The following is a 12,006-nucleotide window of genomic DNA, read 5'->3' as shown; positions in this document are numbered from 1 at the left end:
CGCTATGGCGCAGTTTCTCATTTTACCCGACAATGCTCGATGGCCTGCTGAAGGGAGCCCGGCCGCCCGAGGTGGTATCCCTGCATGGTACTGCAGCCTAATGATTGCAGCATGACCTTTACGTCTTCAGTTTCCACACCTTCTGCCACGACGTCTATTTCAAGCGAGCGGCCAAGATTGATAATGGCTTGCACCATCACCCGATCGGCCGCAGAAGCCATCAGGTCGGTGACAAAGGACCTGTCGATCTTGATGCGGTCCACCTGTAGGTTTCGTAAGGACGATAGTGAGGAATAGCCTACGCCGAAATCATCAATAGCAAGACGGACCCCAGCCTGTCGCAACACGGCGAGTTTACCTTGGACCGCACGTGTGTCCATGGCTGTCTCCTCCGTGATCTCGATTTCCAGCATGGAGCTTGGAACGTTCCATTGTTTCAGGGCTTGAGACACAAAATCGTCGATCGGCAGGCGTGACATTTCGCGCGGGGACACATTGATGGCCACCCAAAGTTCGTTTTGCCCAAGCCCCCTGAGTTTCTCGATCAGAACACCTGACTGCCTCAGGATAAATTGGATGAGAACTTCCGACAAGCCGAGAACCGCAGCGATTTCAACGATATCTCCTGGTGGGACGGGTCCGTGTTTGGCGTGATCCCAGCGCAGCAACGCCTCGAAATTGGTGAGGCGGTGACCGCCCTGGCCCATAATGGGCTGGAACACCATGTACAATTGCTCAGTTGCCAAAGCCCTGGGCAGGTCTCGCTCAATGTCGCGCTTCATTTTCAAACGGTTATCAAGCTGTTCATCGAATATGTAATGTCGGTTGCGGCCAGCGCTTTTGGCGGCGTAAAGAGCACTATCGGCACAGATCATCATCTCGGAAAAGCCGCTGCGATCCCGAGTTTGGTGAATACCGATACTGACGCCGACACGACCGGCGTCGAAGCCCTTAAAGGGCTGTCCAATGGCCGCTATCAACTGATCGGCGATTTGGTCGGGTCTAGCCCTGTCAGCCTCCGGATCGAACACGACGGCGAACTCATCACCTCCCAGCCTGGCGATGGTGAAGCTGTTGGGCAGTGTATCTCGTAGCCGCCATGCGACCTCTATCAGCACTTCATCGCCGGCAAGGTGGCCGAACACATCGTTGACGGATTTGAAACCGTCGAGATCGAGGATCATCAGGCACATCGATTTATGCGGACCTGAATTAAGTGCCTCCACTTCACTAGCAAAACCTGCGCGATTGAGGAGCCCCGTCAACGTATCGTGGACGGCGCGACGGTGCATTTCTTCGGCAAGCTCTGCAGTGCGCACGTTGGCCTGAGTAAGCGATCCTGCCAAAGCCGTCGCTTCGTTTTTCCGTCGGCTGCCTTCATAGAAGAGGGCATGGCTTTCACGGGCGGAGCGGATCAAGGCACCGAGGTACAGGAATGTTGCGAGGGCCAGACCAATACGATCGATCCCGCCAGCATAGACCAGGCACCCCGCCATAACCAGTAGTGGCGTCAAAATGAAAGCCGTGGGAATGGTCGCATAGGCGTTGCCATGGGTGACTGCGCCCGCTGTGATTCCGCATATGACGACGAGGTAGAAAGTGGATTGTGGTGATGTATACCATTCGCATAGAAGTGGCATCATTGCCCAAATCAGCCCGGAAATGAATGCCAGAACCGCAGCGATCTGAAGGTGGCGCTTCACGGAAAGTCTACTGAGCCATGCCAGCAAGCCCGTAGCGGGTGCGCCGGGTAGGGGGGAAAGGCAAAGTGCAATCCGCAAACCATTGATAATTAAGGTTCCGAGAAACCAGATAACACCGGGAAAGACGTGGCCGTAGAATATAGTCACGACCATGATGATCGTGGCGAGGGCGATATTGATAGGTATAGAAATCAGCACGCTGCGCCGGACAGCATTGAGTTGATCGGCACTAATAAGCTGCTTGAGATACGCCAGATTTTCCGTAGCCGCACTCATGCTGACGCCTAACCGTTACCATCGTATCGTGAACATAGGTAGCAAATGTGAGCATTGTTTTAAAGGACATCTCCGGTCATCACCGAGACCTGGGGGATGGAGAGGTCGCAGTTTGGCCGCCGATGGAAAGCGCGACCACGTCCAGGTGACTGACAGTTTCAACAACCATGGAGGCATGGTGTGGAACGTCGCCATCCATGCGGGTCTTGACGATTGCGCTTGCAACCATTTCCATTCCTATTCGGAACGGACCTGATAGATTATACAGCGAAAACAAGGTAGTTGCCGCGATGCCTGTCACACCGGCGCTGGTCGCCTCAGCGGGACTTCCCGTCCCCGGAAATGCGGACGGTCGCAGCTTTCTCGCTTTCTGCAACGGCGAGGTTCCGTCCGGTTGGCGAGACGAGGCGCATTGGAGCTACGACTTCCGCAACATCATTTCGAAGCGCTTCGAGACTGCATTTTCGCTTCCCTCGGATCGCTGCAATCTGCAGGTCGTACGACCCACAACCTTGAAGTACGTTCATTTCGCCGGAATGCCGCCCGTTCTTTTCGACCTGTCCGACGATCCCGGCGAGATGGTCAACCGTGCCACCGACCCTGCGTGCCGGTCTCTTTTGAATTAAGGTCTCGACCGCCTCCTGACCTGGAGGATGTGTCATGAGGACGAGTCTTTGACTTGGTTCATGGCAAAGGACGGCGTTCTCCATTCGGACAGCTGACCGCCACAGCCTCGACAAGACATAAAACACGTTGCGCAATAGTGTGCAGCGGTTCTGCGACCACGACATGCGGAAAAACAAGGACCTAAAGCGTCTTCAGCGAGTCTGAAAGATCGCGACACGCGTATGCGCAGAGTGGAGACGTTTGACATGAGCCATATATCCGGTAATCTGGATTTATGGAATCAAATAACGCTATTGAAGTGCTAGCCGCCCTTGCCCAATCCACCCGCCTAGACACCTTTCGGCTGCTGGTCCGCCGCGAACCGGAGGGCGTGCCTGCTGGTGAACTCGCCCGCTTGCTCTGCGTGCCGCAGAACACCATGTCTGCGCACCTTGCGATCCTGTCGCGTGCCGGCCTGATTAAAGGCGAGCGCCACAGCCGCTCGATCATCTACCGCGCCGAGATTGACACGCTCCGCGACCTGACCCTCTACCTGATCAAGGACTGCTGCGGCGGCAGCGCCGAACTGTGCGCGCCCCTGATTACTGCTCTCACCCCCTGCGGCGCCCCGTCCGCTCCGGAGAACCTGCAATGACCACCGACCGCGTCTATAACGTGCTGTTCCTGTGCGCTGGCAATTCCGTCCGCTCGATCCTCGCCGAGTCTATCCTCAACAGCGAAGGGAAGGGGCGCTTCAGGGCCTATTCGGCAGGGGGCCAGCCCGAAGGGCAGGTACACCCGCCGGCCCTCGATAGATTGCGCGCCCTCGGTTACAAGTCCACGGATTTCCGCTCGAAGACCTGGGATGAATTTGCCGCACCCGGCGCCCGGCATGGATTTCTTCTTCACGGTCTGAAACAACGCTTCCGGCGAAGCCTGCCGGTGTTGCTCGGTGATCCGATGACCCCTCACTGGGGTGTCGAGGATCCGGCCGCCGTCGAAGGCACCGAGATGGAGAAGGGTCGGGCATTCTCCAAGGCCGCGCGCTTTTTCAAGAACCGTATCTCCGCGTTTCTGGGCCTACCGCTGACCTCGGTCGACAAGGTGGCGCTGGAAACCCGCCTGCGCGAGATCGGCAACCTGGAAGGCAGCACCTTCCCGCAAGGTCAGGTCGTCTGATGTCAACGTTCGAGCGTTACCTGACCCTTTGGGTCGCCCTCTGCATCGTCGTTGGCATCGGCCTCGGGCACCTGATGCCGGGCGTATTCCAGGCCATCGGTGCGGCTGAAGTCGCCAAGGTCAACCTGCCGGTGGCGGTGCTGATCTGGCTGATGATCATCCCGATGCTACTAAAGATCGATTTTGCTGCTTTGGCTCAAGTCAGCCGCCACTGGCGTGGCATCGGCGTCACCTTGTTCATCAATTGGGCGGTCAAGCCATTCTCCATGGCGCTGCTTGGCTGGTTCTTCATCGGCTGGCTGTTCCGGCCGTACATGCCGGAAACGCAGATCGACAGCTATATCGCCGGCTTGATCATCCTCGCCGCGGCGCCCTGCACGGCCATGGTGTTCGTCTGGTCGAACCTCACCAAGGGCGAGCCGCATTTCACGCTGAGTCAGGTGGCGCTGAACGACGCGATCATGGTGGTGGCGTTTGCCCCAATCGTCGCCCTCCTGCTCGGCCTGTCTGCCATCACCGTGCCTTGGGATACACTGATCCTCTCGGTGCTGCTCTACATCGTGCTCCCGGTGATCGTGGCTCAGGTCGTGCGCCGCAACACCGATGTCGAACGCATGGCCGGCCGCCTGCAACCCGTCTCGCTGGTGGCGCTGCTCACCACCCTTGTACTGTTGTTCGGCTTCCAGGGTGAGCAGATCATTGCGCAACCGACCGTCATCGCACTCCTGGCCGTGCCGATCCTCATCCAAGTCTACTTCAACTCAGGTCTCGCCTATCTGCTGAACCGCGTGAGCGGCGAGGAGCATTGTGTGGCAGGACCCTCGGCGCTGATCGGGGCCTCGAATTTCTTCGAGCTGGCCGTGGCGGCCGCCATCAGCCTGTTCGGGTTCACTTCCGGCGCGGCCCTTGCCACCGTTGTCGGTGTGCTGGTCGAGGTGCCGGTGATGCTGTCGGTGGTTTGGATCGTCAACGGCAGCAAGGGCTGGTACGAGCGCGGGGCTGCCGTCCGCACCCATGCCGCTACCATCAGAAAGGTCTGAGACCATGGAAGCCCCATCTACCACAACCCTGCTTGCGGCACGTCGCGCAACACGCTGGAGCTGATCCGCAATGCCGGGATCGAACCCACGGTCATCGACTATGTGAAGCATCCGCCGTCGAAAACGACGCCTGCCACGATGATCTCTGAAGCAGGCCTTACCGTGCGAGAGGCGATCCACGAGAAGGGTACGCCCTATGCCGAACTTGGTCTCGACAATCCGGATCTTTCCGACGACCAACTGCTCGACGCCATGCTGAAGGTCCCGATCCTGATTGCAGGCTTCCCCTCCATAGGCTTTTGGCCGCTCACGTCGGGCCTGCACACGCATCTCTCGTGGCTGAGTGTCCATGTTGAGACTTAAGGCGGGGCGTGCCTCTACTTCGAAGCTTCGGCCGCGACTATCCGGTCGTAATGCCATAAAGCGATAGGAAGGGCAGGGGGATGAGTAAAAAATGAGCAAAAAATATGTTTGACTAAAATCGATGCTTGCCTTAGCGTTGCGTCAACAAATGGCGTTTTACGCCGCTGGCAATTAAGCCCCGAACACCGCTCGACGCGGTTCGGGGCTTTTTTTGTTTTCAGCGGCCTTGATGCGAATGTTGGGACGTAAACCGTAGCACGCTTGGATCAAGAAAGGAGCTTCCTGCGAATGTCTCTGAATGTCGTGCCGGTATCCATCCTTTATTCGACCACCGGTCCTTATGCGGCTGTCGGCCGCGAAGCGGTGAGCGGAGCAATGGCAGCGGTCGCAGAGATCAATTCAGATCCCGCCTATGGCTTCACGATTGCCGCCAAGATCGACGATCCTGGCGGTCGGGCAGAGGCATATGCCGGTCTGGGGCAGTCCGCGATCCGCGATTTCCGCTGTCGACACATCATCGGCACCCTCACGTCGTGGAGCCGCAAGGATCTGCTGCCGGTCGTGGAGCGTAATGGAGCGCTTCTGTGGTACGCCTTTCCCTATGAAGGCTACGAGGCGAGCGACAGCGTTGTCTATCTGGGCCCATGTCCGAACCAGCACCTGCTGCCTTTGTTTGACTATGTTCTGCCGCGCTATGGTCGCCGGCCATTTATCGTCGGCTCGAACTACATCTGGGGTTGGGAGATCAGTCGTATCGCCCGGGAAATCACCGAGGCTTCCGGAGGTCAGGTCGCTTCGGATCGGTACGTACCGCTCGGCTCCACAGAGGTCGATCATCTCGTCACGGAAATCCAGCAGAAGAAGCCGGACTTCATTTTCAGCAATCTGGTCGGCCAGTCGGCAACGGCCTTTATCGAGGCTTACGGCGCCTTTCGCAAAAACCAGCCTGATGCGCCACCGATTGTTGCCTGCAATCTGTCGGAGAGCGATCTCGATGGTCTAAGCCCCGAGGCGAGATGCGGCCACGTTACGACGTCGATCTATTTCGATCGGCTGGAAACGCCTGAAAATCAAGCCTTCAAGGCGCGTATGGCCGCGCGTCAAGGTGCTGGCCGGATGATCTCAACACCCTTCATGTCGGCGTATATGGCGATGTCGATCCTTGCTCGGTCAATTGCCGATGCCGGGTCGGATGCACCAGAGGCCGTACGAAGCATCGCGACATCCAGGCTGTTCGACACGCCCGTGGGGCCGATCGGGATCGATCCCCGCACCCATCACGCGGCATTCCGGCCGCACCTGGGTCTATCAGACGAAGACGGTGGTTTTACCCTGCTCCAGAGTGCCAACGAGGTCATCTCGGCCGATCCCTATCTCGTCCGCTCCTTGATGAAGAGGGTGGCCGCCCCCCATCCGGTAACGCTGAAGGTGGTCAAATGACGCGCCGGAACAGACCACCTCTCGCGCAATGGCGCGCCGTCATCCTGCATCGCGATCATCCTTCGGTGGATGCCCTGCGGCGCCAGCTTGAACTCCTGCAGATCAGGGTCACGGTCTGCTGGCCGCATCTCGACGAAGCCCAGGCTGTGGCCGACGTCGTGTTCTTCGATGCCGACATGGGACATGACGGTCAATTCCCATGGCCGCGGGGATTTGCGCCAATGCCGATGATTGCCTTGATCGGATCGGAAGCGCCGGGACGGATCGAATGGGCACTGGACCAGGGCTCCAACGCGCATCTGCTCAAACCCATCGGCTCGACCGGTGCCTACAGCGCGCTCCTCATCGCATCGCACGCCTACGAGCAGGTTCGCGCACAGGCAGACAATATTCGCGTGCTCGAAGACCGGTTGCGCCAGCGCCCGATCGTCGTGCGGGCCATCCTGCACCTGCTCCAGAACGAAGGCGGCGGCGAGGCCGCGGCATGGAAGCGCCTGCGCTCCGTTGCCATGGACTGGGGCATGACAATCGAAGATGCGGCCGAGGCCATCTGCCGCAATGACAAACACACCCGCAGCGGTGCCTGAACATGGACAAGGAGAGGGATACGATGGAGATCATCGAAGGTTTTGCACCCTATGGCGAATACCAGACCTGGTATCGGGTCACCGGCGACCTGTCGTCCCCCAGGCCGCCTTTGATCGTCGCGCATGGCGGCCCGGGCTGCACGCATGACTATGTCGACAGCTTCAAGGACATCGCCGCCACCGGCCGCGCCGTCATCCACTACGACCAAGTGGGCAACGGGCAATCGACGCATCTCCCGGACAAGGGTGGGGACTTCTGGACCGTCTCCTTCTTCAAGGCGGAACTCCACAACCTCATCGACCATCTCGGCATCCGCCAGGCCTATTGCCTGCTCGGGCAGTCCTGGGGCGGCATGCTGGGTGCGGAATTTGCCGTCGACCGGCCGGAAGGCCTCAAGGCTCTGATCATCGCCAATTCGCCGGCCTCCATGCACACCTGGATCTCGGAGGCCAACCGCCTGCGCCGGGAGCTGCCGGAGGACGTGCAGGAAACCCTTCTCAAGCACGAGCGTGCGGAAACGACGGACAGCGCGGATTATACCGCAGCGACCGATGTCTTCAACCAGCGTCATGTCTGCCGCGTCGTGCCCATGCCGCCGGAGGTCCAGCGCACATTCGATGCGATCGCTGCGGACCCGACCGTCTACCACACCATGAACGGCCCCAACGAGTTCCACGTCATCGGCACCATGAAGGACTGGTCGATTGTCGGCCGTCTTTCGACCATTTCCGTGCCGACGCTTCTTATTTCTGGCCGCTTCGACGAGGCGACGGAAGCCTGCGTCCAGCCCTATGCCGATGAGATCCCGGACGTCCGCTGGACCATCTTCGAGCAGTCGAGCCACATGCCGCATGTGGAGGAACGGGAAGACTGCATGGCTGTGGTGGGAGCCTTCCTCGCGGAAACGGCACCCTGACGGTCCAGCCACAAGCATAAAGACGCATGACAACGCCAAAACCATAACAACAAGGGAACGACGATCATGACCATTCGCCTGAAACAGCTGACACGACACGCGGGCACCATGCTCGCGACCTGCCTTCTCGCCCAGACGGCGCTCGGCGGTGCCGCGCAGGCGCAGGATCGCGCGGCCCTTATGAGCGAGCATCGCGGCGGCACCATCACCCTCGCCGCCGTCTCTGCCGCCGGCACCGTGGATCCGATGATCAACTACACGGCCCAGTTCTGGCAGATATTCCAGATGACCTATGACGGTCTCGTGAAGTTCAAGCAGGCGGCCGGCACCGATGGCTTCGACATCGTGCCATCGATCGCGGAGGCCCTGCCGGAGCCCACCAATGACGGCAAGACCTATGTTTTCAAGATCCGCAAAGGCATCAAGTTCTCGAACGGCAAGGACGTCACCCCCGCCGACGTCGTCGCCTCGTTCCAGCGCATCTTCAAGATCAAGGGGCCGACGACGGGCAGCTTCTACAACGGCATCGTCGGGGCCGATGCCTGCATCGCGACGCCGGAAAGCTGCACGCTGGAAGGCGGTGTGACGGGTGACGACACGGCTGGAACGGTGACGATCAACCTCGTTGCACCGGACGCCGAGATCTTCTCGAAGCTCGCTGTGCCCCACGCCTCGATCCTGCCGGCCGACGCACCGCTGGCCGACGCCGGCACCACGCCCATCCCCGGCACCGGCGCCTACATGATCGCCAGCTACGACCCGAACGCCGAAATGGTGCTGAAGCGCAACCCTTCCTTCAAGGAATGGAGCGTCGATGCGCAGCCGGACGGCTATGCCGACGAGGTGGTCTACAAGTTCGGCCTGACCGAGGAAGCGGCGATCAACGCCATCATCAACGGGCAGATCGACTGGATGTTCGACACGCCGCCCTCCGACCGCCTGCCGGAGATCGGCGCAAAATATGCAAGCCAGGTGCATATCGATCCGCTGGCCGCCTTCTGGTATGCGCCGATGAACACCAACCTTGCCCCCTTCGACAATGTGAAGGTGCGCCAGGCGGTCAACTATGCGCTGGATCGCGATGCGCTCGTCGGCCTCTTCGGCGGCGACGTGCTCGCCCAGCCGGTCTGCCAGATCCTGCCGCCGGACTTCCCCGGCCACGTTGATAGCTGCCTCTATACCAAGGCGCCCGGCGAAAGCTGGTCCGAGCCGGACATGGAGAAGGCGCAGGCGCTGGTGGACGAGAGCGGCACCAAGGGCCAGAAGGTCACGATCATTGCCGAGGACAACGCGGTCGCCCGCGGCATCGGCACCTATATCGCCAGCGTCCTCACCGAACTCGGCTACGACGCGTCGATGAAGGCGATCTCGCCAAACATCCAGTTCACCTATATCCAGAACACCAACAATAATGTCCAGATCAGCGTCAGCCAGTGGTACCAGGATTATCCCGCTGCCTCCAACTTCCTGAATGTGCTCCTGTCCTGCAGCTCGTTCAACAAGGGCTCGGACGCATCCGTCAACATTGCCGGTTACTGCAACACGGAACTGGACGCGAAGATGAAGCAGGCGATGACCACGGCGCTGACCGACCAGGACGCCGCCAACGTCCTCTGGGCAGAGGTTGACAAGGGCTTCATGGAGCAGGCGCCGCTGGCCCCGCTCTTCACGCCGAAGAGCGTGAACTTCACCTCCGCCCGCCTCGGGAACTACGTGTTCAACAAGCAGAACCGCTGGAACATCGCCCAGTCCTGGGTGAAGTAGAAAAGCCCAGCGGCGTGCGGCCCTAAAGGCTCCACGCCGCTGGACGGTCCCGTCAAGACTTCAGCGGTCCCCGATCGCCAGACGCCTGCAGGAGGTGCCATGAGCATCCCGTCCGACATCGCCTCCCCCGACGCCTTCATTCCTGATATGCCGGACGAAACGGCGGGCAAGCGGGTGGGAGCAAGCCCATGGCGCCGGGCCTGGCTGCTGATGCGGCGCGACAAGCCGACGGTCCTTGCAGCCATCGTGCTCGTCCTCATCGTGGTCTCCAGCCTTTCGGCGCCGCTCTATGCGGGCTATGTCGCCGCGAGCGACCCGTTCCGATCGAACCTTTCGGCGCGCATCACGGTCGACGGCAAGCGGGTCAAGGTCATGCAGGCCTCCACGGAAGGCTTGGGCCTCGGCGTCACCCCGATCGGCCCGACCTACGGCGCGCAATACTTCCTCGGCGCGGATACGCAGGGACGCGACGTTGCCGCGCGACTTCTCTATGGCGGGCGGAATTCGCTTCTGATCGCGACATCCGCCACCGTCATCTGTCTCGTGCTGGCGGCCGTCATCGGCATTACCGCCGGCTTCTTCGGCGGCATCACCGACCAGATCCTCTCGCGCATCCTCGATATCCTCTGGGCCTTTCCGGTCTATCTCCTCGCCATATCGCTCTCCATCGTTCTTCTGTCGCACGGCATCGTCATCGGGCCGATCGAGATCACCGGGGACAGCCTCCTGCTGCCCATCGTCATCATCGGCATCATCTACGTCCCCTATGTCGCGCGCCCCGTGCGCGGCCGCGTCATGGCGCTGAAGAAGAGCGAGTTCGTGCTGGCGGCCAAGGGCCTCGGCATCCCCGCCTGGCGCATCCTCGTCAACGATATCCTGCCCAACGTGTCCACCATGCTGATCGTCTTCGTGCCGTTGATGATGGCGCTGAACATCATCACGGAATCCTCGCTTTCCTTCCTGTCGATCGGGGTACAGGCGCCGGATGCTAGCTGGGGTACGATCATCCAGGATGGACAGACGCTGCTCTACACCCGTCCTGCCGTGGCGCTGGCGCCCGGCATCGCCATCGCACTCACCGTCCTGTCTCTGAACGTGCTGGGTGACAGCATCCGCGATGCGCTCGATCCGCGCACGAAACTGGTCTGAGGGAACGCCGATGATCTTTGCCGTTCTCCAGCGCCTCGGCCAGATGCTCTTCGTTATGATCGGCATCTCCGCGCTCGTCTTCCTCATCTTCTTCGCCACGCCGGGGTCCGATCCGGCTGCGCGTCTCGCCGGTCGCAATGCGTCTCCCGAAACGGTTGAAGCCATCCGCAAGGACTTCGGCTTCGACCGGCCGCTGCCTGTCCAGTACGTCATCATGATGAACCGCCTGTTCGTCACGCAGGACCTGACGTCCTTCGTCAACCGGGGCATGCGCATCGTGCCGGCCGTCGCGCAGGCGGCGCCCGTCACCCTGTCGCTGGTGGCCGGTGCCGCCGTGCTTTGGGTCATCGGCGGCATCTTCGTCGGCGTCGTCGCGGCTCTGTCGCGCGATACGCTGCTCGACCGCGGGCTGATGGTGCTGGCGCTGATCGGGGTTTCCATGCCGGTCTACTGGCTGGGCGAGGTCATGAACCTCATGACCCAGAGCCGCTTCCATGACACGGTTTTCTTCTCCTGGGTTCCCTCGCTCGGCTACAAGCCTCTGCTGACCGACCCCTGGGGCTGGTTCAAGACGCTGATCATTCCGTGGTTCACGCTCGCGGCGCTCTATATCGGCATCTACGGCCGTGTGCTGCGTGCCAATCTGGTGGAGGCCTACCAGGAGGACTTCATCCGCACCGCGCGCGCCAAGGGCTTGAGCCCCACGCGGGTCATGGTCCGCCATGCGCTGCGCACCTCGCTCATCCCTTTCGTCACCATGTTCGGTCTCGATTTCGGCGTGCTCGTCGGCGGCTCGGCGCTGCTGACGGAGGTCGTGTTCGGGCTGAACGGCGTGGGACGGCTGACCTACCAGGCACTTCTTAATCTCGACCTGCCGATGGTGCTCGGCACCGTTATGTATGCCTCGTTCTTTGTGGTGGCCGCCAATGCGCTGGTCGATGTCGTCTATGTCCTCATTGATCCGCGCGTCCGGGAGAGCTGA

At 60.6% G+C, this 12,006-nt stretch carries 10 protein-coding genes and 2 pseudogenes; 11 read left to right on the top strand and 1 reads right to left on the bottom strand.

Annotated features, from left to right (window positions below; genetic code table 11):
- Positions 1–17 precede the first annotated feature (17 nt).
- Positions 18–1,979 (bottom strand): putative bifunctional diguanylate cyclase/phosphodiesterase, encoded by a 1,962-nt coding sequence (locus tag C8J33_RS13125; protein WP_110802193.1) that lies wholly within the window; start codon positions 1,977–1,979, stop codon positions 18–20.
- A gap of 197 nt (positions 1,980–2,176) precedes the next feature.
- Between C8J33_RS13125 and C8J33_RS13120 the strand changes: the two genes are divergently transcribed.
- The 11 genes and pseudogenes from C8J33_RS13120 (at position 2,177) to C8J33_RS13070 (ending at position 12,006) form a co-directional block, all read left to right on the top strand.
- Positions 2,177–2,605 carry a sulfatase/phosphatase domain-containing protein gene (locus C8J33_RS13120; protein WP_132664625.1) on the top strand — a complete coding sequence of 143 codons (429 nt, stop codon included), beginning with the start codon at positions 2,177–2,179 and terminating at the stop codon, positions 2,603–2,605.
- 275 nt (positions 2,606–2,880) lie between these two features.
- Positions 2,881–3,240 (top strand): ArsR/SmtB family transcription factor, encoded by a 360-nt coding sequence (locus C8J33_RS13115; protein WP_132449589.1) that lies wholly within the window; start codon positions 2,881–2,883, stop codon positions 3,238–3,240.
- A pseudogene (locus C8J33_RS13110) lies at positions 3,237–3,764 on the top strand (arsenate reductase ArsC). The gene C8J33_RS13115 and the pseudogene C8J33_RS13110 overlap by 4 nt, the downstream one beginning before the upstream one ends.
- Positions 3,764–4,804, top strand: coding sequence for an ACR3 family arsenite efflux transporter (arsB, locus tag C8J33_RS13105; protein ID WP_132664624.1), 1,041 nt, complete (start codon positions 3,764–3,766; stop codon positions 4,802–4,804). Before C8J33_RS13110 ends, arsB begins: the two are co-directional and overlap by 1 nt.
- Positions 4,805–4,819: 15 nt before the next feature.
- Positions 4,820–5,080: pseudogene (locus C8J33_RS13100) on the top strand (ArsC/Spx/MgsR family protein); the annotation flags it as partial.
- Positions 5,081–5,455: 375 nt separating this feature from the next.
- Positions 5,456–6,607 carry a transporter substrate-binding protein gene (locus C8J33_RS13095; RefSeq protein WP_132664623.1) on the top strand — a complete coding sequence of 384 codons (1,152 nt, stop codon included), beginning with the start codon at positions 5,456–5,458 and terminating at the stop codon, positions 6,605–6,607.
- A complete protein-coding gene (locus C8J33_RS13090; RefSeq protein ID WP_110802206.1) occupies positions 6,604–7,194 on the top strand; it encodes an ANTAR domain-containing response regulator in 591 nt (196 codons plus the stop codon). The genes C8J33_RS13095 and C8J33_RS13090 overlap by 4 nt, the downstream gene beginning before the upstream one ends.
- 23 nt (positions 7,195–7,217) lie before the next feature.
- On the top strand, positions 7,218–8,111 hold the full coding sequence (locus C8J33_RS13085) for a proline iminopeptidase-family hydrolase (protein WP_132664622.1): 894 nt from the start codon (positions 7,218–7,220) through the stop codon (positions 8,109–8,111).
- 66 nt (positions 8,112–8,177) lie between these two features.
- Positions 8,178–9,875 carry an ABC transporter substrate-binding protein gene (locus C8J33_RS13080; RefSeq protein ID WP_245507173.1) on the top strand — a complete coding sequence of 566 codons (1,698 nt, stop codon included), beginning with the start codon at positions 8,178–8,180 and terminating at the stop codon, positions 9,873–9,875.
- Between the two features lie 99 nt (positions 9,876–9,974).
- Complete coding sequence (locus tag C8J33_RS13075) at positions 9,975–11,024, top strand: ABC transporter permease (protein WP_245507172.1); 1,050 nt, start codon at positions 9,975–9,977, stop codon at positions 11,022–11,024.
- Between the two features lie 10 nt (positions 11,025–11,034).
- A complete protein-coding gene (locus C8J33_RS13070) occupies positions 11,035–12,006 on the top strand; it encodes an ABC transporter permease (RefSeq protein ID WP_132664621.1) in 972 nt (323 codons plus the stop codon).

The organism is Rhizobium sp. PP-CC-3G-465, assembly GCF_004343445.1.
Lineage (GTDB): Bacteria > Pseudomonadota > Alphaproteobacteria > Rhizobiales > Rhizobiaceae > Ferranicluibacter > Ferranicluibacter rubi.
The sequence above is the reverse complement of the archived record's forward strand: the minus strand, read 5'-3'. Positions and strand labels throughout refer to the sequence as shown.